At 63.0% G+C, this 24,913-nt stretch carries 24 protein-coding genes; 6 read left to right on the top strand and 18 right to left on the bottom strand.

Going from position 1 to position 24,913, the window contains the following annotated elements:
- Positions 1-15: 15 nt before the first annotated feature.
- Both HY30_RS01415 and rpoH read left to right on the top strand, forming a co-directional pair.
- Positions 16-1,668, top strand: coding sequence for a SulP family inorganic anion transporter (locus HY30_RS01415; RefSeq protein WP_051614616.1), 1,653 nt, complete (start codon positions 16-18; stop codon positions 1,666-1,668).
- 244 nt (positions 1,669-1,912) lie between these two features.
- Positions 1,913-2,827 carry an RNA polymerase sigma factor RpoH gene (gene rpoH / locus HY30_RS01420; RefSeq protein ID WP_034736151.1) on the top strand — a complete coding sequence of 305 codons (915 nt, stop codon included), beginning with the start codon at positions 1,913-1,915 and terminating at the stop codon, positions 2,825-2,827.
- A 3-nt stretch (positions 2,828-2,830) separates the two neighbouring features.
- Here the strand turns inward: rpoH and HY30_RS01425 are convergent, their stop codons facing one another.
- Positions 2,831-3,421, bottom strand: coding sequence for a hypothetical protein (locus tag HY30_RS01425; protein ID WP_034736153.1), 591 nt, complete (start codon positions 3,419-3,421; stop codon positions 2,831-2,833).
- 43 nt (positions 3,422-3,464) lie between these two features.
- Here HY30_RS01425 and HY30_RS01430 point away from each other — a divergent pair, with 43 nt between their 5' ends.
- Entirely contained in the window at positions 3,465-4,298 is an 834-nt protein-coding gene (locus tag HY30_RS01430) for a TrmH family RNA methyltransferase (RefSeq protein WP_034736157.1), read from the top strand.
- Between the two features lie 74 nt (positions 4,299-4,372).
- On the opposite strand, the gene HY30_RS01435 is transcribed toward HY30_RS01430, so the two are convergent.
- From HY30_RS01435 to cysG, 6 genes are read right to left on the bottom strand one after another with little or no spacing between them, the layout of a single operon-like run.
- Positions 4,373-5,116, bottom strand: coding sequence for a phosphoadenylyl-sulfate reductase (locus HY30_RS01435; RefSeq protein WP_081812001.1), 744 nt, complete (start codon positions 5,114-5,116; stop codon positions 4,373-4,375).
- Positions 5,117-5,122: 6 nt separating this feature from the next.
- Complete coding sequence (locus HY30_RS01440) at positions 5,123-5,611, bottom strand: DUF934 domain-containing protein (protein ID WP_034736160.1); 489 nt, start codon at positions 5,609-5,611, stop codon at positions 5,123-5,125.
- Positions 5,598-7,256 carry a nitrite/sulfite reductase gene (locus tag HY30_RS01445; RefSeq protein ID WP_034736162.1) on the bottom strand — a complete coding sequence of 553 codons (1,659 nt, stop codon included), beginning with the start codon at positions 7,254-7,256 and terminating at the stop codon, positions 5,598-5,600. Before HY30_RS01445 ends, HY30_RS01440 begins: the two co-directional genes overlap by 14 nt.
- The gene (locus HY30_RS01450; protein ID WP_034736164.1) at positions 7,249-7,860 is read right to left on the bottom strand and encodes a glutathione S-transferase family protein; all 612 of its coding nucleotides are present in this window, start codon (positions 7,858-7,860) and stop codon (positions 7,249-7,251) included. Before HY30_RS01450 ends, HY30_RS01445 begins: the two co-directional genes overlap by 8 nt.
- On the bottom strand, positions 7,857-8,162 hold the full coding sequence (locus HY30_RS01455; protein ID WP_034736166.1) for a DUF2849 domain-containing protein: 306 nt from the start codon (positions 8,160-8,162) through the stop codon (positions 7,857-7,859). Before HY30_RS01455 ends, HY30_RS01450 begins: the two co-directional genes overlap by 4 nt.
- Complete coding sequence (gene cysG / locus HY30_RS01460; protein ID WP_034736168.1) at positions 8,159-9,550, bottom strand: siroheme synthase CysG; 1,392 nt, start codon at positions 9,548-9,550, stop codon at positions 8,159-8,161. Before cysG ends, HY30_RS01455 begins: the two co-directional genes overlap by 4 nt.
- Before the next feature lie 109 nt (positions 9,551-9,659).
- Here cysG and gcvA point away from each other — a divergent pair, with 109 nt between their 5' ends.
- Entirely contained in the window at positions 9,660-10,592 is a 933-nt protein-coding gene (gcvA, locus tag HY30_RS01465) for a transcriptional regulator GcvA (RefSeq protein ID WP_034736170.1), read from the top strand.
- Here gcvA and HY30_RS01470 read toward each other — a convergent pair.
- A complete protein-coding gene (locus HY30_RS01470) occupies positions 10,589-12,670 on the bottom strand; it encodes a coiled-coil domain-containing protein (RefSeq protein WP_155839207.1) in 2,082 nt (693 codons plus the stop codon). The genes gcvA and HY30_RS01470 overlap by 4 nt on opposite strands.
- A 77-nt stretch (positions 12,671-12,747) precedes the next feature.
- A complete protein-coding gene (locus HY30_RS19910; RefSeq protein WP_155839208.1) occupies positions 12,748-12,891 on the bottom strand; it encodes a hypothetical protein in 144 nt (47 codons plus the stop codon).
- 183 nt (positions 12,892-13,074) lie between these two features.
- On the opposite strand from HY30_RS19910, the gene HY30_RS01475 reads away from it, so the two are divergent.
- The gene (locus tag HY30_RS01475; RefSeq protein ID WP_034736173.1) at positions 13,075-13,467 is read left to right on the top strand and encodes an Hpt domain-containing protein; all 393 of its coding nucleotides are present in this window, start codon (positions 13,075-13,077) and stop codon (positions 13,465-13,467) included.
- Here the strand turns inward: HY30_RS01475 and HY30_RS01480 are convergent.
- Complete coding sequence (locus tag HY30_RS01480) at positions 13,428-13,772, bottom strand: chorismate mutase (RefSeq protein ID WP_034736175.1); 345 nt, start codon at positions 13,770-13,772, stop codon at positions 13,428-13,430. The genes HY30_RS01475 and HY30_RS01480 overlap by 40 nt on opposite strands.
- Positions 13,773-14,092: 320 nt before the next feature.
- Here HY30_RS01480 and HY30_RS01485 point away from each other — a divergent pair, with 320 nt between their 5' ends.
- Positions 14,093-14,521, top strand: a complete 429-nt coding sequence (locus HY30_RS01485; RefSeq protein WP_034736177.1) for a hypothetical protein — start codon at positions 14,093-14,095, stop codon at positions 14,519-14,521.
- A gap of 4 nt (positions 14,522-14,525) precedes the next feature.
- On the opposite strand, the gene HY30_RS01490 is transcribed toward HY30_RS01485, so the two are convergent.
- The 8 genes from HY30_RS01490 to HY30_RS01525 all read right to left on the bottom strand — a co-directional run bounded on the left by HY30_RS01490 (position 14,526) and on the right by HY30_RS01525 (position 24,764).
- Positions 14,526-14,786, bottom strand: a complete 261-nt coding sequence (locus HY30_RS01490; protein WP_034736178.1) for a CBU_0592 family membrane protein — start codon at positions 14,784-14,786, stop codon at positions 14,526-14,528.
- 6 nt (positions 14,787-14,792) lie between these two features.
- Positions 14,793-16,328: a 2-oxoglutarate dehydrogenase complex dihydrolipoyllysine-residue succinyltransferase gene (odhB, locus tag HY30_RS01495; protein WP_034736180.1), complete on the bottom strand. Its 1,536-nt coding sequence runs from the start codon at positions 16,326-16,328 to the stop codon at positions 14,793-14,795.
- Positions 16,329-16,365: 37 nt separating this feature from the next.
- The gene (locus HY30_RS01500; RefSeq protein ID WP_034736182.1) at positions 16,366-19,374 is read right to left on the bottom strand and encodes a 2-oxoglutarate dehydrogenase E1 component; all 3,009 of its coding nucleotides are present in this window, start codon (positions 19,372-19,374) and stop codon (positions 16,366-16,368) included.
- A 160-nt stretch (positions 19,375-19,534) separates the two neighbouring features.
- Positions 19,535-20,437 (bottom strand): succinate--CoA ligase subunit alpha, encoded by a 903-nt coding sequence (gene sucD / locus HY30_RS01505; protein ID WP_034736184.1) that lies wholly within the window; start codon positions 20,435-20,437, stop codon positions 19,535-19,537.
- Between the two features lie 9 nt (positions 20,438-20,446).
- A complete protein-coding gene (gene sucC / locus HY30_RS01510; RefSeq protein ID WP_034736186.1) occupies positions 20,447-21,634 on the bottom strand; it encodes an ADP-forming succinate--CoA ligase subunit beta in 1,188 nt (395 codons plus the stop codon).
- 124 nt (positions 21,635-21,758) lie between these two features.
- Positions 21,759-23,003, bottom strand: coding sequence for an MFS transporter (locus HY30_RS01515; RefSeq protein ID WP_034736188.1), 1,245 nt, complete (start codon positions 23,001-23,003; stop codon positions 21,759-21,761).
- A gap of 39 nt (positions 23,004-23,042) precedes the next feature.
- Complete coding sequence (locus HY30_RS01520; protein WP_034736190.1) at positions 23,043-24,212, bottom strand: alkaline phosphatase D family protein; 1,170 nt, start codon at positions 24,210-24,212, stop codon at positions 23,043-23,045.
- 75 nt (positions 24,213-24,287) lie between these two features.
- Positions 24,288-24,764: a DUF2306 domain-containing protein gene (locus HY30_RS01525; protein ID WP_081812002.1), complete on the bottom strand. Its 477-nt coding sequence runs from the start codon at positions 24,762-24,764 to the stop codon at positions 24,288-24,290.
- Positions 24,765-24,913 lie beyond the last annotated feature (149 nt).

A 24,913-nucleotide genomic window follows, 5' to 3' on the forward strand; every position in this document is an offset into this window, starting at 1 on the left:
CAACGGAAAAAGTCTATGACAACACCCCAGACAGGGGCGCAGCCGAAAGGCGCGCCCTATTTTGATCTCTCGAACCTGAAGGGCGACCTTTTCGGCGGATTGACCGCCGGCATCGTCGCCCTTCCCCTCGCGCTCGCCTTCGGTGAAGCCTCAGGCGCCGGCCCCATTGCCGGCCTCTGGGGCGCCATCTTTGTAGGCTTCTTTGCCGCCCTGTTTGGCGGCACGGGCTCGCAAGTCTCCGGTCCGACGGGCCCCATGGTCGTCGTCTTTGCCGGTCTCTATGCAGCACTTGGCGGCAACCCGGCGCTCGTCTTCGGCGCCGTCATCCTTGCGGGCCTGATGCAGATCCTGCTCGGCTTCATGCGGTTCGGCCAATATGTGAAACTGGTGCCCTACCCCGTCATCTCGGGCTTCATGAGCGGCATCGGTGTCATCATCATAGCGCTCCAGCTCGCGCGGCTGTTCGGCCACGAACCGGATGGCGGCGGCACGATTCCAGCCTTCACTGCCGTTCCGGGCGCCGTGATGGATCCCAACTTCATTGCCGTCGGCATCGCGATCCTGACACTCGGCATCGTGTTCAGCTGGCCGAAGAAGTTTGCCGCCTATGTGCCCGGCCCATTGGCCGCGCTGGTGATCGGCACGCTGGTCAGCATCGCCATCCCGGGCGCCCCGCTGCTCGGTGACATCCCGACAGGCTTCCCCAGCTTCGTGCTGCCGGCCGTGAATGTGGACTCCGCGCTCATCGTCATCGAAGCGGCCTTCATTCTTGCCGTGCTCGGCTCCATCGACAGCCTGCTGACGTCACTTGTCGCCGACAACATGACCCGCACGCGCCACAAGTCGAACAAGGAACTGATCGGTCAAGGCATCGGTAACGCGCTGGGCGGCTTCTTCGGTGCCATTCCTGGCGCCGGCGCCACCATGCGTACCGTGATCAACATCCGTTCCGGTGGGCGCACGCGCATCTCCGGCATGACACACGCCCTCGTGCTGCTCGCCATCGTCATCAGCCTTGGCCCGCTTGCCGCGAAGATCCCGCATGCGGTTCTGGCCGGCATCCTGGTGAAGGTTGGCGTCGATACGATCGACTTCTCCTATCTGAAGCGGGCCCACAAAGGGCCCCGCTGGGACCTGGGCCTCATGGTGCTCGTGCTTGGCCTGACCGTATTCGTCGACCTGATCACGGCGGTGGCGGTCGGCGTGGTGCTCGCGGCCCTCGCCTTCATCAAGAACCTTGCCGATGACCAGATCAAGGCCGTTCAGGAAGACGAGCCGCGCCTCTCGACCGAAGAAGAGACGCAGATCCTGTCGCGCTCAGGCGGCCGGGTGATGATGTTCGACTTTGGCGGTCCGCTCAGCTTCGGCGCGGCGGCTGACCTTGGCCACCATGTCCGCAGCAAGGCGAGTGACAAGGTGGAGATCATCATTCTCGACTTTTCCCGCGTGCCCTTCATCGATGTATCAGCCGTCAGGGCCGTGGAAACCATCGTCGAGGACGCAGCAGACTCCGGCAAGCAGGTCTATGTCACCGGCATGAACGAGTCTGTCGGGCGTGTTCTGGAGCAATTCGCCACCGGCCTGCCCGGTAGCAAGGAGAAGCAGTTCAGCACGCGACTGGATGCGCTGAAAGCTGCGCTCACGAGGTTGGAACCAAGTCGGGCATAGAGTTCCGATACGTTAACCAACGCCCTGTAACTGCCCCGCTCTTCCCCCCCCGGAGCGGGGCATTTTTTTAGCCGCCCCACCTTCACAGGAAGGCCGTATTTCCTATTTATGCTGCAGCGCGATGACATACATGCGCATTTCCGGGGAATACGTCGCCGCAAAGCGGGGCTAAGAACACACTCGGAACACCTAAACGGGAACCATTGCTGCAGGTGCGGGATAGGTTCCAAAAGGAGGATATAACATGGCCAACCCAGTTTCTGCACGTAGTTCGGTCGCCCTCAGCCCCGAACAGGGCCTCAGCCGGTATCTCAGCGAGATCCGCAAATTCCCAATGCTCGAGAAAAACGAAGAATTCATGCTCGCCCGCAAGTGGCTTGAGAATGATGACACGGAAGCCGCCGAGAAGATGGTGACCTCCCACCTTCGCCTCGTGGCGAAGATCGCGATGGGCTATCGCGGCTATGGCCTGCCCATGGCTGAAGTGATTTCGGAAGGCAATGTTGGCCTGATGCAGGCCGTCAAGAAATTCGACCCTGAAAAGGGCTTCCGCCTGGCAACCTACGCGATGTGGTGGATCCGTGCTGCGATCCAGGAATATATCCTGCGTTCGTGGAGCCTCGTGAAACTCGGCACGACAGCTGCGCAGAAGAAGCTGTTCTTCAACCTGCGCCGCCTAAAAGGCGAGATGAAGGCCCTCGACGAGGGCGACCTTCGCCCTGAACAGGCCCGTCTGATCGCCGAGAAGCTGAACGTCACAGAGGCCGAAGTGTTCTCGATGAACGGCCGCATGTCCGGCTCCGATGCTTCGCTCAACGTGCCGATGGGCACCGATGGCGACATGGAATGGCAGGACTGGCTGGCCGATGATGACCAGGGCCAGGCCGAGGACTTCGCCGACCGCCAGGAATATGATGCCCGCATGGACCTGCTCAGCAACGCCATGACAGACCTCAATGAGCGCGAGCGCCACATCCTCACCGAGCGGCGCCTCTCGGAAGAGCCCAAGACGCTCGAAGAACTGTCCGAAACCTACAATGTCAGCCGCGAGCGTATCCGGCAGATCGAGGTGCGGGCATTCGAGAAACTGCAAAAGGCCATGAAGCGCATGGCCAAGGAACAGGGCATGCCGACAGCCGCAGGCGCCGTGGCAAACTAAGCCTCACTCTTCGGCAGCCGGGTCCATTGGGACGTCGGCTGCCGCTTCAGGCGCCTCTGGGGCCATCTTGTCGGCCTGCTCCGCCTTGTCGAGCAGAACGGACTGGTCGCTATAGGTCACATTGAAGCCGATAATCTTCCAGGCCTCGTCCTCCCTCACCCATTGCACCGTAACGCGGCCCGGCGATTCTTCCGAGACGACCGACATGGCACAATCGGCGAAAGTGCCCGACTTCGCCGCGTCCGTATTGGCCGCGGTCCTTATCGTGCAACTCGGGGACGAGAATTCCGTAACAGTACCATACTGGCGAATATAGCGGTCCGTATCATCCACAGCCTTTTGGGTGATCTCGATACGGCGCGAGTAAATCGGGTCGCTGGCGGGCGGCAAACCGTCAGCCATGAATTGCCTGACAATCTCATCCGTTGCCGCACTGCGGGCGCTGACGGCCTTGAAAGCCTTCACGCCGCCATTGACGCAGGTCCCCAGCACAATGGCCGCAAGGATGAGCGAGCCAACGATCCAGTACACCTTGCGGGACTTGCGCGGTTCCGGCGATTGCTCATAAGGCTTCGGTCCAGCCGTATCGGTCATGCAAGTTCCCCCGTTTTCCCATCTACAGGACAGAACCAACCAGATGTTACCTGATCAGGCAATACGCATTCTGGTTGCAAACGACCCTCGCCTCGCGCCCTACACGTCCATTCGCGAAAAGGACCTTACATCCGGCCATGGCGGGCGGTTCATCGTCGAAGGCAAAGTCACAGTCGAAACGCTGCTCCGCCGCGGGCGTTTTGCGGTCGAAAGCCTGTTCCTGTGCGAAACACGACTGGAACCACTGGCCGATATCCTGACCCGCGTGCCTTCGGACGTACCGGTCTATGTCGCCCCGCAGGACGTGATGGACGCGGTCGCCGGCTTCCCCATGCACCGGGGCGTGCTCGCTTGTGGCGTGAAGGGCAAAACGGCAACAGATGCAGCGCTCGTCCTGAGCCAGATCGCACGGCAATCCCCCCTCCCCTCAACCCTGCTCATGCTGTCCGACCTTTCCAACCACGACAATGTCGGCGCCTGCTTCCGCAACGCCGCGGCCTTTGGCGCTGATGCCGTGCTGCTGGACGGGCAATGCTGCGACCCGCTCTATCGCAAGGCCATCCGCGTCTCGTCCGGATCCACCCTGTGGCTGCCCTTCGCCCATGGCGGCAGCGGCGCGGAGATGATGCAGGCTGCACGGGATGCCGGCTATACGGTCTGGGCGATGACGCCGCGGGCGGATGGAGCCCCGCTCGCCTCCCTCCCCGTACCGGACAAGCTTGCCATCCTGCTCGGCGCCGAGGGTCCGGGCCTGCCGGACGACCTGATCGCCTCGGCCGTACCGGTGCGCATCCCCATGTCGGCGGGCTTTGACAGCATTAACGTGGCGACAGCGGGAGCAGTGGCGCTGGCGCATGTTTTCGCCAGCAGGGCGTAAAAAGAAAACGCCCCCTCCAAGCCGGAGAGGGCGCTGCGGGAATGCGTGGTGTGACGCCCCACCCGTAGTGTTGGCTAGAATACCCGAGGGCGCTCGTTCTTGTCGACATGCAGGCCGCACTCGGTTTTGGCCTGACCGGCCCAGCGACCAGCGCGGACGTCTTCGCCTTCAGCGACAGGCTTGGTGCACGGCCAGCAGCCAATCGACGGATAGCCCTGCGAGACCAGAGGATGACGCGGCAGGTTGCGCTGCTGAATCATCAACTCGACGTCTTCCGGCGTCCAGTTTGCCAGCGGGTTGACCTTGTAGCGGCCATTGGCGAATTCAAAGACCGGCAGCGACATGCGTGCGCCGCCATGAAACCGCTTGCGGCCCGTGATCCAGGCCGAGAAGCCTTCAAGAGCCGGCTCGAGCGGACGCACCTTGCGCAGGGCGCAGCAGGCATCGGTATCTGTTTTCCAGAGATCGTTCTTGGGATCGAGCACCTTGCGCTCTGTCTCCGACGGCGGGATCGAGCGCACACCGGTCAGGCCGAGCCGTTCGATCACTTCGTCGCGGTGATCCAGCGTTTGCGGAAAATGCATGCCCGTGTCGAGAAAGACGATGGGCAATGATGGATCGACATCAGCGATAAGGGCCAGCATGGCGACGCTCTCGGCGCCGAAGCTCGACACATAGGTCAGGCTTTCAGGCCATTCGCGGATCATCGCAACGCGCAGAACCGTCTGGGCCGAGGCGTCGCGCAGCTCGGTATTCAGGCGTTCGAGGCGGATCTCGGGCGCTTCAGCGTTCCGGGCAATGATGTCACCATAAGGCATGTGGCTCTAGTTTCCGTGTCTCTTGCGGAACACCGGCACCCGACCGCCCGCAGCGGGCTGGTAGACTTCGGAATATTCCTTCAATGCTTCCAGCACTTCAGATAGGGCAGCACGGGACGTCTCGTAAGCATAGATGCCTGAACGGTTCATATAGAATAACTGATCCCGCAGGACGTGGCCGACCGCGCGCAGCTCGCCTTCATAGCCAAAGCGGCGCCGCAGGAGCTGGGCCTGGCTGAAGCCGCGCCCATCCGTATATTTCGGGAAAGTGATCTCGATCAGCTGTATTTGCTGCAGGTACGGCTCCAGAAGGGCCGCATCGTCATCTGGCGAAAGTCGCACCCCAACCTGCGTATTGCGCTCGGCCAGGGTCGACGCTTCAGCGAGGAAACGCCCCAGCGGAACCGTGAAGCAACCGCCTTCGGATAGCTCTGCTTCACCGTCAACATAGGCCCATATATCGTCGATTTCGGCGCCATTCTTAATCAGCGGCATAGAGGGCTTCCTTGAATGGGTCATGGCCGAGGCGGCCCAGTGTGTCGATGAACAGCTCGTCCTTGCCACTGCGCAGTTCGCGGTAGCGGTCAACAACGCGCTTGAGGGCGCCGGGAACGTCTTCGGATTTGAGGCCGGGGCCGGCGATATCCCCAATCGCCGCCTTCTCGTCGGCGCGGCCGCCAAAGGTGATCTGATAGAATTCCTCACCCTTCCTGTCGACGCCGAGGATGCCGATATGGCCGACATGGTGGTGGCCACAGGCATTGATGCAGCCCGAGATATTGATGTGCAGGCGGCCGATGTCTTCTTGGTAGTCCGGATCGGCAAAGACCTTCTGCACCGCCTGACCGACCGGAATGGAACGGGCATTGGCAAGGTTGCAATAGTCGAGGCCCGGGCAGACGATCAGGTCGGTGATCAGGCTCTCGTTTGGCGTCGCGAGGCCTGCCGCGTCGAGCTCTGCATGCAGCGCCGGCAGGTCGTCCAAGGCAACATGCGCGAGGATAATATTCTGCGCATGGCTGACGCGGATATCGTCCTGGCCATAGGTCTCGGCGAGGTTGGCGATGATCTCCATCTGCGCGTCGGTCGCATCGCCAGCGAGGCCACCAATCGGCTTCAGGCTGACCGTCACGGACGTGTAGCCGGGCGTGACATGCGGATGCAGGTTCGTGCGGGCCCAGCGGGCGAAGACCTTGTCGCTCGCCTTGGCCGCCTCGAACACATCCGATGTCTCAGGCTTGGTCGCCAGTTCAGGTGGCGCAAAATACGCATGGATGCGGTCGATCTCTGCCTGCGGCAGGTCGATCTTCTCGTGGCTGCGCTGGGCGGCGAATTCCGCTTCCACCTGACGCGTGAACTCTTCCTCGCCAAGCTCGTTCACGAGGATCTTGATCCGCGCCTTGTACTTGTTGTCCCGGCGACCGTGCAGGTTGTAGACGCGCATGATCGCTTCGAGATAGTCGAGCAGACGGTCTTCCGGCACGAAGTCGTTGACCAGCGCAGCAATGTGCGGCGTGCGCCCCTGCCCCCCGCCGACATGCACTTCAAAGCCGCGAACGCCGTCTCGCTCGCGCATGTGCAGGCCAATGTCATGCACGCGGATCGCCGCGCGGTCATGAGCGGCGCCGGTGACGGCGATCTTGAACTTGCGTGGCAGGAAGGCGAATTCCGGATGGAAGGTCGACCACTGGCGGATGATCTCGCACCAGGGGCGCGGATCCATGATCTCGTCGCGCGCGGCGCCCGCATAATGGTCCGACGTCGTATTGCGGATACAGTTGCCGCTGGTCTGGATGGCATGCATCTCGACCTCGGCCAGCAGGGCCAGAACGTCCGGAATGTCCTTCAGCGCGACCCAGTTGAACTGGATATTCTGGCGCGTGGTGAAGTGGCCGTAATTGCGATCGTACTCGCGGGCGATGCGCGCCAGCATGCGCATCTGGCGGGCGCTCAGCTGGCCATAGGGAATGGCCACGCGCAGCATATAGGCGTGCAGCTGCAGGTAGACACCGTTCTGTAGGCGGAGCGGCTTGAACTCGTCTTCCAGCAATTCGCCCGACAGGCGGCGCTCGACCTGCCCGCGGAACTGGGCGACGCGTTCCTTGACGATCTGCGCGTCGAATTCGTCATATCTATACATGGGTGACCTCGTGAAGGTGTGGCAGGCCGAGTTCAAGCTCGCAGCGGGCGACCCAGGCTTGCACGGCAGGAAATTCGTTCAGGTCAAAGCCGCCTTCATGCGCAAGACGCGTATAGGCGAGCAGGGAAATATCGGCGAGCGTCAGGGCCTCTCCCCCGGCAATCCAGTCGCTGGAGATGAGCGCCATTTCCATACGGCCGAGCGCACGGCGTCCCTTGGCCATCAGGTCGGCATCGATCTCGTCGTCCGATTTCTTCAGGTAAAGCTTCTGGAAGCGGCGCACGGCAATCGTCGGCTCATGGGAATATTGCTCCCAGAACATCCACTCCAACATCTTGGCCCGCTCGAACGCATCGTCCGGGATCAGGTCAGAGCCCTCGGCAAGATGCAGGATGATGGCGTTGGACTGGGCCAGCGTGCGCCCGTCCTCAAATTCGACAACCGGCACCTGGCCAAACGGGTTCAGCGCAAGGAATTCATCCGTCCGGGTCTCACCCTTCAGGATGTCGATCTCGATCCATTCATGCGGAAGGGAGAGCTGCGTCGCCACCCACTTCACTTTCAGGCAGTTGCCTGAAATGGAATCGCCAAAGATGCGGATCATGCCTTGTCTCCATAGGCCACGGTTGGGCCATTGGCGCGGATGGATTCGCGCAGCGTTTCGCGGCCCGTAATGCCGCCTGTCTCTGTCACTTCCATGAAATAGGGATCGGTAATGATGGCCTCCTGCTTCGCGGCGGCAGCAAGGCGTTCCTCGGCCTCATCGCCTGTAAAGGCAGCGATCTGCGCAGTGTCAGCCGTCCAGCCGCCATCTGCTGTCATCCAGACAGTGCGACCCGTGGCCGTTTCCCAGGCGGTGATGGATTTTGGCGTTTCAGGCTTCAGCTTGGGACGGACGGAGCTCATGCGACATGTTCCTTGAAGGCTTGGGCAATGGCTTCTGCCGGCAGCCCAGCCACTTCGCCGATGACGAGCAGTGCGGGGCCCTTGATGCCCGCGCGCTGGATAAGGTGAGGGAGTTCAGCGAGTGTTCCGAACACACGGATTTCATTGTCGCGCGTGCCATTCTCGATGACGGCAACAGGCGTCGACGGCGCGCGACCAGCGGCAATAATCTTCTCGGCAATCGTCGCCGATGTGCCGACACCCATGAAAACGACAACCGTCTGGGCAGGCCGTGCGAGCGAGACCCAGTCAAGGTCCGGCACGCCGCCCGCCTTGGCATGGCCTGTCACGAAGGTGAGGCTCTGCGCATGGTCCCGGTGTGTCAGCGGCAGGCCCGCAGCCGCCGCGCAGCCAAGTGCCGAGGAGATGCCGGGCACGACCGTCGCCGCGACACCCGCCGCGCGCACCGCTTCCAGTTCTTCCCCGCCCCGACCAAAAATGAACGGGTCGCCGCCCTTCAGGCGAACGACGCGCTTGCCTTCCTGCGCCGAGGCAATCAGCAGCTCGTGGATCGTTTCCTGCGGCACCGAATGGTCGCCCTTGGACTTGCCCACGGGTACACGGTCGGCATCGCGGCGGATGAGCGACAGGATTTCCTCACTGACGAGGCGGTCAAAATAAACAATGTCGGCTTCCTGGATCAGGCGAAGGGCCTTGAGCGTCAGCAGTTCCGGGTCGCCGGGGCCTGCGCCGACAATATGGACAATGCCTTCGGCAGCAGTGCCGGACGCCAACTGCGCGCGCATGGCGACTTCAGCGCCCTCAATGTCCCCTGCATAAGCGAGGTCGGCGGTCGGGCCAGTCAGGGCGCCTTCCCAGAAACGGCGGCGGGCCTTGTTGTCAGGAATCGCGGCCTTCACGTCCGGGCGAAGACGGCTCGCGAGCGCAGCGAGGTCGCCAATACGTTTCGGCAGAAGCGCTTCGAGTTTCTCGCGGATGGATTTGGCGAGGACGGGCGCCGACCCGTTCGTGCCGATGGCCGCAACAACATCGCCCCGGTCGATGATCGACGGCACGGTGAAATCGCACAATTCCGGATGGTCGACGACATTCAGCGGCACACCATACTGGCGCGCCATCGTGATCGCCTTCTCGGCATTGGCATCAAGGCGGTTCGCAACAATGGCGAAACGGGCCACGTCCAGCGCGGGACCGGCATGTTCCGGCGGCGCAATCGTGATGCGGCCAGCGAACTCCTCCGCAAAACCGGGGTCGATCTTGGAGACAATGACGGTAATCCGGGCCGGTGTCGCGGCCAGAAGGCGCACCTTGCGGCGCGCTTCTTCCCCGCCTCCGAAAACAACAACGGATGCATTATCAAGGTTGAAGAAGGCCGGAAACTGGCGCATGCGAAGGCCACTCTTGTTTAGTATTGCTGATCGATCAAAGGTCAAATTGGCTATTGACGGCTCAGGCGCAACCGTGAACCCCTACAGCGAGCCTTTAGAGTTACTATTCATGTCCGATCCGAACGACCGACTGCCGCCCCTGAACGCCCTGCGCGCCTTTGAAGCGGCTGCCAGACGCCTGTCATTCACACAGGCGGCCGACGAACTCAATGTCACGCCGGGGGCGATTTCACAACAGATTCGCCAGCTCGAAGACTATGCCGGAACGCCGCTTTTCAAGCGTACGGGCCGTTCCGTCCTGCTGACCGACGCCGCGCAGGCCAGCCTGCCGCTGGTGCGCGAAGCGTTCGAGCGCATTTCCGAAGCCGGGCGCATCATGCAGGCCCCTGCCCGCAAGGGCCGGGTCATGGTCTCCTGCGCGCCGAGCTTTGCCGCCAAATGGCTGGCCCCGAAACTTGACGGTTTCCACCGTGAACACCCCGATACAGAGGCCTGGATCTCGGCCGATATGGGCCTGACCGATTTCACCATGGCCGATGCCGATTTCGCCATCCGCTATGGACGCGGTGTCTATGACGGCCTGAAATCGGAGAAACTGCTGGATGAAACCGTCCTGCCGGTCTGCTCCCCTGCCCTGCTTGAAGGCCCGGACGCGATCCGCCGCCCGGAAGACCTGCGCCACCACACGCTGCTGCACGATGAAAGCAGCGAGAACGATCCGTCCTGTCCTGACTGGGCGAGCTGGCTGCGTGCCCGCCGCGTCGAAGGCGTCGACGGCACACGCGGGCCGCGTTTCAACCAGGCTATCCTTGTGATCGAATCCGCTGCCGCAGGGCGTGGCGTCGCGCTGGCCAAACAGGCCATTGCTGCTGCAGACCTGGCTTCAGGCCGGCTCGTTGCGCCGTTTGCGGATGGGTCAACGCTGATTGATTTCGGCTACTGGCTGGTCTGGCCGAAGGGCCGCCACCTGTCGCCGGATGTGCGTGACTTCATGAAATGGGTGAAGACCGAAGCCACAAAGGGCGAGATTGTCGGCGTCTAGGAGGCACTGGCGCCTGCAGCGGCGTCCAGCAGCAAGTAGGCGGCAAGGCGCGGGCTCGCATTGCGGCTGGTCTTCTGAGTCTGCTCCAGCGCGTTGAGCGCGTCTTCCTCTTCCAGCGAGATGAACTCGCGGGCAAGCTGTAGCAGGTCCCGGTCGCTGCGCAGGCGCTGGGTCACGCGTTCCACCTGACGCCCGGCATTGTCCATGATCGCTGCGCGACGCTCGCGGTCGCCGTGACGGGCCGCTTCGGCAATCTTGCGCTTGGCCTTCGGACGGAAGGCTTCCGGCAGCAGGATGCCGGAGGTCTGCAGGCGCTGGATCATCTCGTCGGCAATCTCTTCACGATCTGTCGGCGTTGCAGCAGGTTCGTCGCGGCTCATGTCGGAAATGATGTCCCGCCAGCCCATGTCGCTGCTCGACTGCAACGACCGGCCGGGCGATGGCACGAGCGCGCCGCTGCTGGCCTGTGCGCCGGGCACATCCGTCGCCCGACGCGCAGGCGTCGCGGGCATGGCGGGTTCGTTGTCATCGAAGCGGCGGCGCAGCATGGGCGGGCTCGACTCGGCCGGGCCGGCATCGTGCGCGGGTGCCTCAGGCGCCTTGATATCCCTGTCTTTTTCCTTCTCCACATCCGCACCAAGGCTGGCTGAGGCCAGGAGGTCGGCAGCGGCGTCGAAGAGTTCGTCTTCCATGCTCGGACGCGGCGCAGGCCGCGTCGGGGCCGGGCGCGATGGCGGTGTGACGGGCGGCGTGGCGGAAGGGTCTGCAGCAGAATGCGCGTGGCCATTCGCGTAGCCGTTGACGGCGCCATTGCCGTTGGCATGGCCGTTCATGCGCGGCGGTTCAGCGGGCGCGGCTGGCGGCTCGACGGGTCGGCTTGCGGTCGCGGCCGGGGGAAGCTCGGACCGTTCCCGGACCGTTTCGGGGGCTTTTGCGGGCGTTGCAGGCAGACTCGGCGCCGCTGACGTCGCCCCGAGGCGCCGGTTCATCATGTCCGTCTCGGCGCGTGCGGCATTGCCGGCAGCACGCACGGCGACGGCGGCCTGCTCGCCGGCTTCGCGCAGGCGGGCGAGCGCGCTGGCGGCTTCCTCGGCAGCGGCGCGGGTCGACTGGTTGATTTCGCGATTGGCAAAACGGGCCCCATCGAGCGCGGAGGACACGGCATCCTTGAGCGCGTCGCCCGTGGTCGAGGCGGCGGCGGCCGCGATCTCCCCTGCCCTGACGGCGGCGTCGACCAGTTTGCGGGACTGTTCGAGTTTCTCTTCGACGCGGCTGACGGCGAATGTGAGCGTTTCGGTGCGGACGGAGGCGTCGCGCGCCAGGCCATCGAGATCGATCAGCTTGGCGGCGAGCGACTCGCCCGCCACGGTCATGCCATGCAGGCGCGCCTCGAGCGCTTCATCGGCGCGGGCGACTTCATCGCCGGCCATGCGGGCGGCATTGACCATCTGCTGGGCCTGACGGGGGATCGCTTCGTTCATGGACTCGATCTGCGCGCGCAGGTCCCGGGCGAGGCCTTCAAGGGCCGTCCGCTCGGACGCCAGGCGCTGGGCCAGGTCGCGCGCATTGTCGGCGCTGGCATAGGCGACCGATTCAAGCCGCATCCGCTCGTCGCCAATCTCGCCGGACATGGCCTTCATGGCCGAGATCGCGTGCGCCATGGCGCGGTCGACTTCGGAGGCCGACTGTTTCATCTGCTCGGCAATCGTGATGCCTTCGGTGCCAGCTTCCCGCGCTGGCGAGAGCAGGCGAATGGCCGCTTCCATCACAAGGGCATTGGAGGCCGAGGCGCGGCGATTGGTGCGCGCCATGAAGCCGGCCATGATGATGATCATGCCGGGAATGAGTGCTGCAAGGCCGCCAGCCAGCAGGATCGCGGGAGGCTGTGCCAGCAGCGTATCGAGGCCGACAAAGCCAAGCGCGCCTGCCGCGACAGCGACGAACCAGAGCACACCGATCAGGAATCCGGTGACCACCATCCAGCCGCCACCATGCCGGGCGTACTCGAAGTTCTCCGACGCCTCTTGCCTGGCCAGGAGATCCCGGCCGGACGGGCGAGCTGAAGGCGTATCCGTCATTGTAAGACTATACCGCGACAATAAGCCTGCGGCGAGGCCGGAATACAGGCTTTTTCGAGGCCCGGCAGGCCGTAGCCCTAACCCAGCATACTGACAACAACAGGCTCTGCCTGCGATGTGTCAGCACTCTCATCAGGCTCTGAAGGCGCGAATTCGAGACCCAGCCAGGCCAAAATGCCTGCAAGGACAAGGTTTCGGATGAACACGGCGATCGCGATCATGATAGTCCCCATTACCTCCGGGGCATCTCTCAGGCCGCGGATCAAGGCTTGATATTACCGCAATCGGGTGTTTTCGCCAATCGATAAATCTTCGTAAGGGTTCGTGAACAGATCGACGGATCGCGTTAACCCTTGAGGAAAGATGATCGTGAGAGAGTGCGCCAGAGCTTCCGGAGTCTGCCCATGACCGATACTGCCCCTGCCCCGCTTGCCCTGCTTGACCGGGACCATCTGAACGCCATGACAGGCGGCGACCAGTCATTGGCGGTCGAAGTCATCGAGATTTTCCGGCATCAGGCGGAGATATGGTCGCGTCTGCTCGACCCCATGGCCGATCGCTCGCAATGGGCCGATGCCGCCCATACGCTGAAGGGGGCCAGCCTCGGCATCGGCGCCCTGCGCCTCGCCTCCATCTGCGAGAAGGCCGAGCGCCTCGGCCGGGGCGAGGCCACTCCCAGCCGTACGGCGGCCGCCGTCATGCTGGGCGATGTGAAGGATACCTTGGGCGACACGCTGGAGGCCGTCGCAAGAGCTGCTTACGAGTTGGCGTCGCCAGGCCCGAAGCGTTCATCATAGCTTGCAAATTCATAGGCGATGCAGCGGTCGATCAGCGTGCGCCAGACAGGCTCCGCGATGGCCGGTGACAGGCCTGCCTCGGCACTTGCGGCCAGCACCTTGGCGACGACATCCTCGATGCGCGGCCGGTCGTGCACGATCTTGCGGTCGCCCTTGATCCGGGCCGCCGCATCCATGAAGGACTGGCGCTCAGCCAGGATTTCCACAAGCAGGCGGTCGATGCGGTCGATCTCGTAGCGGACCTGTTCCATGGTCTCGCTCGTCTCGGCCGTATGATGGCGCTGGTCGGATGTATAGGTCGTCATGGGCTTTGCCCCGTCTGGCTGAGTGCTGCCCGTTACATGGGGATGGCACGGGCGGCAAGGGAGGCAGGTGCGACAGGCAATCGCGGGCAAGCCCGCGTCTTGAAAATCGGCACGCCGCTGCTATTGAAGGCATATGCACACGACAAACACCCTCCAGCAGCAACAGCAGGTCCGGATTTCCGGGCGGAGCGGGCGTGTGCATGCCGAAAGGGCCCCTGACTGAACCCCAGCAGGACCAGCCCCGGACCCACAAGCCTCGCCACCGCCGGCGGGGCTTTTGTTTTTCCGGGACCCTGCCGGCCTCAGAACGGACACCGAAAATGACCTTTACATCCGATACCGAGATTGAACGCATCGCCCGCGGCCTTATCGACCGCACCCTGCCCAAGGCGGAATGGACCCATGCAGGCCATTTCGCGGCCGCGCTCTGGCTGGTCAGTGCGGACTTTGACGCCGCGCAGCGCGACATGCCCGGCATGATCCGCGCCTATAATGAATCCGTGGGCGGGATAAACTCCGACACGGAAGGCTATCATGAGACAATCACGCAGGCTTCGCTGCGGGCGGCGCGGCACATGACGGACAGCGCCGCGCCCGGCACGCCGCTTCATCTGGTCCTGCGGGACTTGATGGCAGGCGAATTCGGGAAGTCGGATTGGCTGCTGACCTATTGGTCGAAGCCGGTCCTGTTCTCGGTGGAGGCACGGCGAAGCTGGGTGGAGCCTGATCTCCAGCCCCTTCCCTTCTAGACCCCTAAACTGGCGGTGCGCGGCGCATGGACCGCACGGCCTTGACCAGCCCGTACAGGCTGATCAGGGCCCAGCAGCCCTCCATGAGGGCCGCCGAGAGATTGAAGTTGAAAGCGAGCGACACGAGGATCGCGACCGAGCCGAACAGGTTCAGCGCCGAATAGAGCCGCGAGCGCGATTCAATCCGCTCCGCCTGCAGCAGCAGGTAGCCGAGAAGGGTCAGGCCGACGCCAACAATGCCGATGGCGTCGAATAGGCTGACCATCAGGGACTAGACTTCCAGCAGCATGCGTTCCGGATCTTCCAGCGCTTCCTTGACGCGAACGAGGAAGGTCACCGCTTCCTTGCCGTCAACGATGCGGTGGTCATAGGAAAGCGCGAGATACATCATCGGACGGATCACGACCTGGCCATTCACGGCGACCGGGCGGTTCTCGATCCGGTGCATGCCGAGCACGCCGGACTGCGGGGGGTTCAGGATCGGGGTCGACATCAGCGAGCCATAGATGCCGCCGTTCGAGATGGTGAACGTACCGCCCTGCATGTCGCCGATCGTGAGATCGCCGTCACGGGCGCGCTTGCCGAGGTCCGCAATGTATTTCTCGATACCGGCCAGCGACAGGTCATCGCTGTCACGCACGACCGGCACGACGAGGCCCTTGTCGGTGCCGACGGCAACGCCGATGTCATAATAATTCTTGTAGATGATGTCGGTGCCGTCGATCTCGGCGTTCACAGCCGGGACTTCCTTCAGCGCATTGACGCAGGCCTTCACGAAGAAGCTCATGAAGCCGAGCTTGATGCCATGCTTGGCAACGAAGCTGTCCTGGTGCTTCTTCCGCAGGTCCATGATGGCGCCCATGTCCACGTCATTGAACGTGGTCAGCATGGCGGCGCTGTCCTGGGCCTCTTTAAGGCGGCGGGCGATCGTCTGGCGCAGGCGCGTCATGCGCACGCGCTCTTCGCGTGGACCGATGTCGCGCGGGGCGCGCGACTCGGTCACGGCCGTGGAGGACGAGGCCTTGGATGCGGCATTGTTCACATAGTCGAGCGCATCGGCCTTGGTGGCGCGGCCATCACGGCCGGAGCCCGGGATATTGGACGGGTCCACACCGGCTTCAGTCGAGATGCGGCGCACGGACGGCGACACGGGCGCGCCTTCGGCGGCGGCCTTGGCGGCTGGCGGTGGCGGGGAGGCCGGGCTGGCGGAAGGCGCCGACGCACCGGCCCCACCAGCGCTGATGCGCGCGATGACGGAGCCTGGCGTCACGCCGTCGCCTTCGCTGGCGACGAGTTCGGCGATGACACCATCAGCGGGCGACGGCACTTCGAGCGCAACCTTGTCGGTTTCGATCTCGGCAATCGTCTCGTCCTTCTTGACGCTGTCGCCGACCTTTTTGAGGAAGGTCGAGAGCGTGCCCTCGGCAACGCTTTCGCCCATGGCCGGCACGACCACGTCGGTCATCTTGCCGCCGGACGCTGCAGGTGCAGCCTCTTCCTTGGCGGCGGGCTTCGAGTCCTTGGCGGGCGCAGGGGCTTCGGCCTTGGCAGGAGCTGCCTTGCCAGCGCTGCCACCGGCATTCACGCGGCCGAGCAGCGCGCCGATTTCCACCGTGTCACCCTCTTTGGCGACGATCTCGGAGAGCACGCCGTCTTCGGGCGCCGAAACTTCGACGGAAACCTTGTCGGTTTCCAGTTCGACGAGCACGTCGTCGCGCTTGACGGTGTCACCGGCCGATTTGAGCCATTGGCCGACGGTGGCTTCGGTGACGCTTTCGCCGAGTGTAGGGACTGAAATGTCGGTCATGTTTTAAGGTCCGTATTGGAATATCTGGAAAGGGCGATCAGATGGCGACGATCTTGTCGTCGACCGGATCGGGGCCGAGAGCCGCGTTGATGAAGGCGGCCATTTCGGCCTTGTGCTTGGACATGAGGCCCGTCGCGGTCGCGGCCGAAGGCGGACGACCGGCATAGCGCGGACGGGGGTTCTTGGAGCCGATCTGGCCGGCACACCATTCGATCTCGTCACGAATGAAGGTCCAGCCGCCCATGTTGCGCGGCTCTTCCTGGCACCAGACCAGTTCGGCGCCGGGGAAGCGCTTCAGCTCGTTCATGATCGAGCGGCGCGGCACCGGATAGAATTGTTCGATCCGCATCAGGTAGACATCGTCCATGCCGGCTTCCTCGCGGGCTTCGAACAGGTCGTAATAGACCTTGCCCGAACACATCACGACGCGGCGGATCTTGTTGTCCTTGGCCAGTTTCACCTTGCCTTCGCGGCCCGGTGTTTCGGCATCGTCCCACAGGATACGGTGGAACGAGGACTTCGTCGTCATGTCGTCCAGCGAAGACGTGGCCAGCTTGTGACGCAGCAGCGATTTCGGCGTCATGATGATCAGCGGCTTGCGGAAGTCCCGGTGGATCTGGCGGCGGATGGCGTGGAAATAGTTCGCCGGGGTCGTCAGGTTGCACACCTGCATATTGTCTTCCGCGCACATCTGCAGGAAGCGCTCGAGGCGGGCGGAGGAGTGCTCCGGCCCCTGCCCTTCATAGCCGTGCGGCAGCAGGCAGACGAGGCCTGACATGCGCAGCCATTTGCGCTCCGCTGAAGAGATGAACTGGTCGAAGAAGACCTGCGCGCCGTTTGCGAAGTCGCCGAACTGGGCTTCCCAGAGGGTCAGCGTGTTCGGGTCAGCCAGCGAATAGCCATACTCATAGCCAAGCACCGCTTCCTCGGAGAGGAGCGAGTCGATGACTTCGTAATGGGCCTGCTTCTCGCTGATATGGTTCAGCGGCGTGTAGCGCTCGCCCGACGTCTGGTCGACGAAATGGCTGTGGCGCTGGGAGAACGTGCCGCGGCCGACATCCTGGCCCGACAGGCGGACCGGGAAGCCTTCATCCAGCAGCGTGCCGAAAGCGAGATGCTCGGCGGTTGCCCAGTCGAGGCCCTCGCCCTTGGAAATCGCCGTCGCACGGCCTTCAATGACGCGGGTCAGCGTCTTGTGGATCTCGATATCGTCCGGAACGGTCGTCAGCGTCTTGCCGAGTTCCTGCAGGCGTTTCTTGGAAACGCCGGTCTTGCCGCGACGCTCATCGTCTTCCGGCAGGCCGAGGCCCTTCCATTCGCCGTCCAGCCAGTCGGCTTTCTTGGCCTGGAATTTCTTGCTCTTCTCGAACTCGGCATCGAGATAATTCTCGAAATCGCTGACCTGCTTGTCGAGTTCCTCAGCCGTCAGGATGCCTTCGCTGACGAGGCGCTGGCCATAGATCTCGCGGGTCGAGGGGTGGCCCTTGATCTCGTTATACATGACCGGCTGGGTGAACATGGGCTCGTCGCCCTCATTGTGCCCGAAGCGGCGGTAGCAGAACATGTCGATGACCACGTCCTTGGCAAATTTCTGCCGGAACTCGGTCGCGACCTTGGCCGCATAGGTCACCGCTTCCGGATCGTCGCCATTGACGTGGAAGATCGGCGCCTGGACCATCAGCGCAACGTCGGATGGGTATGGCGACGAGCGCGAATACATCGGGCTGGTCGTAAAGCCGATCTGGTTGTTGACGATGAAGTGGATCGTGCCGCCCGTGCGATAGCCTGAGAGGCCCGACAGCGCGAAACATTCGGCCACAACGCCCTGCCCCGCAAAGGCGGCGTCGCCGTGCAGCAGCAGCGGCAGCACTTTCGTGCGCACCAGCTCGCCGGTTTCGCGGTGGAGCATTTCCTGCTTGGAGCGCGACTTGCCGAGCACGACCGGGTCGACCGCTTCCAGGTGCGACGGGTTGGCGTTCATCGACAGGTGGACATGATTGTCATCGAACACGCGGTCGGACGAGGCACCGAGGTGGTATTTCACGTCGCCGGAACCGAACTGGTCGGCGCCTTGCGTGTTGCCACCCTGGAATTCGAAGAAGATCTGCTCGTAAGGCTTGCCCATCACGGCGGCCAGCATGTTGAGGCGGCCCCGGTGGGGCATGCCGACAACAATCTCTTCAACGCCAAGCGCGCCGCCGCGCTTGATGATCTGTTCCAGCGCCGGCACAGCGGCTTCACCGCCATCAAGGCCGAAACGCTTGGTGCCGGGATAGCGCTTGTGCAGGAAGCGCTCGAATGTTTCCGCTTCGATCAGCTTCGCGAGGATCGCCTTCTTGCCTTCGGTCGTGAAGGCAACGCCCTTGTCCGGGCCTTCGATACGTTCCTGCAGCCAGGATTTCTCGGCCGGGTCGGAAATGTGCATGAACTCGATGCCGAGCGTCGAGCAATAGGTGCGGCGCAGGATGTCGAGCATCTCGCGCACGGTCGCGTATTCGAGGCCGAGATAGAAATCGATGAAGATGCGGCGTCCCATGTCGGCTTCGGTGAAGCCATAGGTCTCGGGGTTGAGTTCCGGCTGCGCGCCGAAATCCTCAAGGCCGAGCGGATCGAGCTTGGCGGCCAGGTGGCCCCGCATCCGGTAGGCGCGGATCATCATGATGGCGCGGATGGAATCCTTGACCGACTGGGCAATGTCGGCTTCCGACGCGCCAGGCTTGTCAGCCTTGATCTTCTTCTCGATGCGCGGATCGAGCACGGCCCAGTTGCCGTCAAAAGCGGCGACGTCGTCGCCTTTCTTCTGCAACGGCCAGTCGGCGCGCTTCCAGCTGGCGCCGGCGGCGTTCATCTCGGAATTGTTCGGATTGTCGTCAAGCTCTTCGAAGAAAGCCTGCCAGCTTTCCGGCACCGACGAAGGGTCGCGCGAATAAGCTGCCTGCATCTGTTCAAGCCACTGGGCCGAACCGCCATAAAGGAAAGCCGTGTCGAGCATCGCCGCATTGCCTTTGCTGCGCGCGCCATTCACCGGGCTGCCGTCGTCTGCCATTGTCTTCCGTCCTCTGGACCAAATCGCTCCCCATCATATAGGAACGAAACCTTGCTGTGTTCCTGTCACCAGGAACTTTTTGCAGGACGGCCGACGCGGTCAGAACCTGGCCTCGCCAGACGGGCCAACCGGCCGCCCTGGCTCATAAATTCAGGGCAATTTAGCCCTTCAATACCTCAACCATGGTCGTACCAAGGCGGGCAGGTGACGGCGACACGCGGATACCCGCAGCCTCCATCGCAGCAATCTTGCTTTCTGCATCGCCCTTGCCACCCGACACGATCGCGCCGGCATGGCCCATTGTGCGGCCTTTTGGCGCCGTGCGACCGGCGATGAAGCCGACCATCGGTTTCTTGCGGCCTTTCTTGGCCTCATCGATGAGGAACTGGGCGGCGTCTTCTTCTGCGCTGCCGCCAATTTCACCAATCATGATGATGGACTTTGTTTCATCGTCGGCAAGGAACATTTCCAGCATGTCGATGAATTCGGTGCCTTTGACCGGATCGCCGCCAATGCCGACAGCCGTTGTCTGGCCAAGGCCCACCTGGGTGGTCTGGAACACGGCTTCATAGGTCAGCGTGCCGGAGCGCGAAACGACGCCGACAGAGCCCTTCTTGAAGATGGAGCCCGGCATGATGCCGATCTTGCACTCATTGGCCGTGATGATGCCGGGGCAGTTCGGGCCGATCAGGCGCGACTTGGACTTCGCAAGCTTCGCCTTGACGCGAACCATGTCGAGGACCGGCACGCCTTCGGTGATGCAGACGATCAGCGGGATTTCCGCGTCGATGGCTTCTTCAATGGCCGCAGCAGCGCCGGCTGGCGGGACGTAGACCACGGACGCCGTGGCGCCGGTCTTTTCCTTGCCTTCAGCGACCGTCGAGAAGATCGGCAGTTCGGTGCCGTTGTCGGCTTTCCACATTTCGCCACCCTTCTTGGGGTGGATGCCGCCGACCATCTTGGTGCCGTAATAAGCGAGGCCCTGATTGGTGTGGAACGAACCGGTATTGCCGGTCATGCCCTGCGTCAGGATCTTGGTATTGTTATCGATAAGAATGGACATGAGTATTCCTTAGCCGCGAACCGCGTTGACAATTTTCTGGGCCGCGTCGTCGAGATCGTCGGCGGAGATGACGTTGAGACCGGAGTCGGCAATGATTTTCTTGCCGAGTTCCACGTTCGTGCCTTCGAGGCGCACGACCAGCGGAACAGCGAGGTTCGTTTCCTTCACGGCCGCGATCACGCCTTCGGCAATGACGTCACATTTCATGATGCCGCCGAAGATGTTTACGAGGATGCCCTTCACGTTGGGGTCCTTCATGATGATCTTGAACGCAGCAGCCACTTTCTCCTTGCCGGCGCCGCCGCCGACATCACAGAAGTTGGCGGGCTCTTCACCGTAGAGCTTGATGATGTCCATGGTTGCCATGGCGAGGCCTGCGCCGTTGACCATGCAGCCGATCGTGCCGTCGAGGGCGATATAGGCGAGGTCCCATTCGGAGGCCTCGATTTCCTTCTCGTCTTCTTCGGTCTTGTCGCGCAGTTCCACGATGTCCGGGTGACGGAACAGGGCGTTGCCGTCGAACGAGACTTTCGCGTCGAGCACGCGCAGGTGGCCGTTCTCCATGACGATCAGGGGGTTGACCTCGAGCATCGCCATGTCCTTCTCGGTGAAGGCCTTGTAGAGGATCGGGAAGAGTTTCATGCCGTCGGTGCGGGCTGTGCCCTCAAGCTTCAGCGCATCGCAGAGCTTCGAGGCATCGTCCTCGGTCACGCCGCCATCCACTGGCAGGGTCATGATCTTCTCTGGCGTATCGTGGGCAACCGCTTCGATATCCATGCCGCCTTCTGTCGAGACGACGAAAGCCACCTTGCCGGACTCACGGTCAACGAGGATCGAAAGATAGAGTTCGCGGTCAATGTCGGCGCCGTCTTCGATGTAGAGGCGGTTGACCTGCTTGCCGGCCGGGCCGGTCTGGGCGGTCACGAGGTGATGGCCGAGCATCTGCTTGGCATTGGCCAGGACGTCTTCCTTGGTGAAAGCCAGGCGCACGCCGCCTTTTTCACCGGCTTCCGCTTCCACGAACTTGCCCTTGCCGCGTCCGCCTGCATGGATCTGGCTTTTCACCACCCAGAGCGGTCCTGGCAGCGTGTCGACCGCCTTCTGGACGTCGTCGAGGGAGAGGACCGGTACGCCTTCGGCAACGGGGGCGCCGAAGGATTTCAGCACCGCTTTTGCCTGGTATTCGTGAATATTCATATGGAATGCCCTGATGGTTGCGTCGCGTGCGAGAAGGCCGCGTGCCGCCCCGCTATTGGTGGGGGCTGTATAACAGGCTTATTCGCGCCGACAACTGGCTGGGTACGCGTATCTGGATGCAGCCTCAGGACTCAAGTTCCGGATTGCGCGGATCGAGTTCCACCGAGGCGAGCGATGTTGGCGTTATCGGGCTCCACTCTTCCTGCTGGGCCTCGGTCGGTGCCGCCCGTTGGCGTACGCGCAGCACCATCAGGCCCGCCAGCACCAGCAGCAGCACGCCCGCCAGCCCGAACAGGCCAATCCGGTCCGCCATGCGCATCGCCGTGCCCGACATCAGCGGCCCGACGATCGACCCCGCCGCCCAGACGAAGAGCAGGCCGGACATGACCTGCGGCACCCGGCCACGGGGCGTGCGGTCAATCGCATGCGCCACACAGAGGCCGTAGAAAGACAGGGCCCCTGCCCCCCAGATGGTGAGCACGGCAATCACGCCGATCTCGCCGAGGGCGACACCGAAAATGGCAATCATCAGGGCCGCGATGCCGGACATGGTGCACATGCCGGCAATCACCAGCCGCCGCTCGATCCTGTCGGAGAGCACGCCCGCCGGCCATTGCAGCACCAGCCCGCCGAGCCAGGCCGCCGCCCCGGCAATGGCGGCCGCCGCCGTGCCGCCGCCCGCCAGCTTGAATCCTTCGAAATAGATCGGCAGCAGGGCCAGCGTGCCGGTATTGATAACCCCCGCCAGAAACACGCCGATCACGGCCGCCGGCGCGATTCGAAACAGTTCAGCCACGGGCATCGATTTGCGATCCGGCGGCAAAGGCTCCTTTTGCCGCGTCAGGCAGACCGGTACGAGCGCGAGCGTCAGGAACAGCGCGGCCCAGACATAGGCCCGGCTGTCGAGCGGCGACATGCCCGCCACGAAGAAAGGCCCGATCATCAGCGAGAGCTTGGCACCCGTGTGGTAGATGCCCATGACATTGCCGCGCGACTTGTCGGGCACGGCCTCGCCCATCCAGCTTTCGATACTGGTGAACATGTAGGCAAAGGCGACGCCCTGCACGAGACGCGCAATCGCCCAGAAGCCCGCGTCATGCCAGAGTGACAGCGACAGCACAGCAACGGCATTCATCGCGGAGGCCGCGGCAAACAGGCGGATATTGCCGACCTGGCCCAGCATGCGCGGCGCCGACCAGGCCCCGATCATGTAACCGGCGGCGTTGAAGCCCGCGATGACACCAATCGTCTGCGGCCCCGTTCCCATCGCTTCCAGGCCGAGCGGCGTCAGCATGCTCAGCAAGCCTCCCGCGATCTGCACGATCATGACGGAAAGGATCAGGACGAATACGTTACGGGTGTCAGACATCGACTTCCTGGGGACGGGCGGGTTTGTCCCGCGCCTTGATTATTTAAATTTGACCGTGGTCTCCCCAACGGTCGCGCCATCATCGGCCTTGATCGACAATGCAGCCGTGCCGGTTTCCCAATCAATATCAATGGCCCCGAAATTTTCGGGAGAATAGCCAGCGCCGATCTGGGCGTTGTCCATCTCGTCCGTCGTGTCGGAAAAAGAGGCATTGATTGAGGAAGCGGTCAGCTCATAGGCCGGATAGTCCAGAACGCCCTCCTTGCGATAGAGGAAAGCTGCATGTCGGTCGCCCGACACGAACACGACGCCCCTGGCACCCGTCTCGCCGATCAGGCCATAGAGGCGCGACTGTTCCAGCGGCAGGCGCGACCAGGCCTCATAGCCATGCCCGTCGGTTGGCACGACCTGGACCGACGACACGATCAGGCGCAGGTCGGCCGGCTGCTGCAACTGGTTTTCCAGCCAGGTCCACTGGTCGGTGCCCAGCATGTCCTGATGCGCGTCTGCCGAGGGCACATAGCGCTCCTTGCCCTTTGCGCCATATTCGTCGGTCCGGGTCAGCGGTGTGCGGAAGAAACGTGTGTCCAGCATGATGATCTGGGTGCGCTGGCCCTCCGGCCCGAAGGTGCGGGCATAATACGTGCCCGGCCATGCGCCGACATCCTGCTTCTCAAGTCCCCAGAAGCGCTCATGAATCCGCTCGGACAGGCGCCGGAACGGAAAATCCTTGCCGCCATCATTGGCGCCGAAATCATGATCGTCCCACGCCACCATCATCGGATGGGCAGCGCGCACGGCCTGGAAATCCGGCCGCGCCGCCAGATCGCGGAAGCTCTCGCGCAGCTCGTCCAGGTCGGCCTGATTGCTCAGCACCTGCTTGCCGTCCATGTCGCCATAGACATTGTCGCCCATCATCAGGAAGAGATCGGCCTTCTCTTTCGCGATTTCCTCAAGCGCCGGCGCCTCGGCGTTTTCCTCGTTCAGGCAGGACGCGACCAGCACGCGCGTGATCGGCTGGTCGGCGGGCGGCAGCGGCAGCCCCTGCGGTGCGCGCGGGAAGAAATCATCCGGCAACGTCCTGTAATAGGCCTCCAGCGCTTCCTCGGCGCTGGCGGGCGGGCGGGTAAGGCCGGGGATCGAAATCGGACCCGGCGCCTGACACGCAGCGAGGCCGATCAAACCAGCTAGGACAATTGCGCGCTTCATGTCTGCCTCCCGCCTTTTTGACGTCTTGCGTACATGTGTAGCGGGCTTCTGCTGCTGCAGTAAGGCAGGAATAGGTCAAATGCCGAAGAAAATTGACCACATCATCCGCCCGGGCAGGAAGGTGAAGAGACCGGCCACCAGCATCCCGCCCAGAAACATGTTGGTCATGTGCCTGCGATGCGCCTTGATGTCATGCCGCCGCGCCGCCGCCACACCCATCGGCAAAATGATCACCACCCAGGCCGAAATCGCATGGATGAAGCTGAAATGGTCACCATTCAGCCCGGTCAGGAAAAACGAGCTTACGGCGGTGACGGCCATGGTTGCGACCCACGCATAGCCGAGCACCCGGTGCAGGCGCTTGCCCTTCCTGTAAGCCAGCAGGAAGGCGCCGATCGCGAACGAGGCCAGCGCGCCGCTGACATGCGCTTTGAGCACCCAGGGCGACTGGATCAGGGGCGAGACATCGAGACGAAAACGGATGGGCGGATTGCCGGAGGCCTCGAGTATCGCGCGGCTGACGAGGACATAGGCCACCACGGCGACGATCATCACGATCCAGTTCCTGTGACGCCGGATCTGGTCGCGGAAGGGACTCTGAACGGTCCGGGAAGGGGCGGTGTGTGGCATGGGAAACTCCTTGATGCGGGTTGTTGCCCTCACCTCTCCCCTCTCCCGCCGCGCCGCCACCGGGTTTGCAT

The sequence above is a fragment of the Hyphomonas chukchiensis genome (assembly GCF_000682695.1).
Classification (GTDB): domain Bacteria; phylum Pseudomonadota; class Alphaproteobacteria; order Caulobacterales; family Hyphomonadaceae; genus Hyphomonas; species Hyphomonas chukchiensis.

Excerpts from the sequence above, each read along its gene's own strand:
- HY30_RS01500 (WP_034736182.1), bottom strand. The coding sequence starts at position 19,374 with ATGGCAGACGACGGCAGCCCGGTGAATGGCGCGCGCAGCAAAGGCAAT.
- HY30_RS01485 (WP_034736177.1), top strand. The coding sequence starts at position 14,093 with ATGACCTTTACATCCGATACCGAGATTGAACGCATCGCCCGCGGCCTT.
- cysG (WP_034736168.1), bottom strand. The coding sequence starts at position 9,550 with ATGCGCCAGTTTCCGGCCTTCTTCAACCTTGATAATGCATCCGTTGTT.
- odhB (WP_034736180.1), bottom strand. The coding sequence starts at position 16,328 with ATGACCGACATTTCAGTCCCTACACTCGGCGAAAGCGTCACCGAAGCC.
- HY30_RS01425 (WP_034736153.1), bottom strand. The coding sequence starts at position 3,421 with ATGACCGATACGGCTGGACCGAAGCCTTATGAGCAATCGCCGGAACCG.
- HY30_RS01415 (WP_051614616.1), top strand. The coding sequence starts at position 16 with ATGACAACACCCCAGACAGGGGCGCAGCCGAAAGGCGCGCCCTATTTT.
- HY30_RS01490 (WP_034736178.1), bottom strand. The coding sequence starts at position 14,786 with ATGGTCAGCCTATTCGACGCCATCGGCATTGTTGGCGTCGGCCTGACC.
- HY30_RS01515 (WP_034736188.1), bottom strand. The coding sequence starts at position 23,003 with ATGTCTGACACCCGTAACGTATTCGTCCTGATCCTTTCCGTCATGATC.
- HY30_RS01470 (WP_155839207.1), bottom strand. The coding sequence starts at position 12,670 with ATGACGGATACGCCTTCAGCTCGCCCGTCCGGCCGGGATCTCCTGGCC.
- HY30_RS01480 (WP_034736175.1), bottom strand. The coding sequence starts at position 13,772 with ATGACGACCTATACATCCGACCAGCGCCATCATACGGCCGAGACGAGC.
- HY30_RS01435 (WP_081812001.1), bottom strand. The coding sequence starts at position 5,116 with ATGCCTTATGGTGACATCATTGCCCGGAACGCTGAAGCGCCCGAGATC.
- HY30_RS01475 (WP_034736173.1), top strand. The coding sequence starts at position 13,075 with ATGACCGATACTGCCCCTGCCCCGCTTGCCCTGCTTGACCGGGACCAT.
- HY30_RS01440 (WP_034736160.1), bottom strand. The coding sequence starts at position 5,611 with ATGCCGCTGATTAAGAATGGCGCCGAAATCGACGATATATGGGCCTAT.
- sucC (WP_034736186.1), bottom strand. The coding sequence starts at position 21,634 with ATGAATATTCACGAATACCAGGCAAAAGCGGTGCTGAAATCCTTCGGC.
- rpoH (WP_034736151.1), top strand. The coding sequence starts at position 1,913 with ATGGCCAACCCAGTTTCTGCACGTAGTTCGGTCGCCCTCAGCCCCGAA.
- HY30_RS01525 (WP_081812002.1), bottom strand. The coding sequence starts at position 24,764 with ATGATCGTCGCCGTGGTGGCCTATGTCCTCGTCAGCCGCGCGATACTC.
- HY30_RS01445 (WP_034736162.1), bottom strand. The coding sequence starts at position 7,256 with ATGTATAGATATGACGAATTCGACGCGCAGATCGTCAAGGAACGCGTC.
- HY30_RS19910 (WP_155839208.1), bottom strand. The coding sequence starts at position 12,891 with ATGATCGCGATCGCCGTGTTCATCCGAAACCTTGTCCTTGCAGGCATT.
- HY30_RS01455 (WP_034736166.1), bottom strand. The coding sequence starts at position 8,162 with ATGAGCTCCGTCCGTCCCAAGCTGAAGCCTGAAACGCCAAAATCCATC.
- HY30_RS01520 (WP_034736190.1), bottom strand. The coding sequence starts at position 24,212 with ATGAAGCGCGCAATTGTCCTAGCTGGTTTGATCGGCCTCGCTGCGTGT.
- HY30_RS01450 (WP_034736164.1), bottom strand. The coding sequence starts at position 7,860 with ATGATCCGCATCTTTGGCGATTCCATTTCAGGCAACTGCCTGAAAGTG.
- HY30_RS01430 (WP_034736157.1), top strand. The coding sequence starts at position 3,465 with ATGTTACCTGATCAGGCAATACGCATTCTGGTTGCAAACGACCCTCGC.
- sucD (WP_034736184.1), bottom strand. The coding sequence starts at position 20,437 with ATGTCCATTCTTATCGATAACAATACCAAGATCCTGACGCAGGGCATG.
- gcvA (WP_034736170.1), top strand. The coding sequence starts at position 9,660 with ATGTCCGATCCGAACGACCGACTGCCGCCCCTGAACGCCCTGCGCGCC.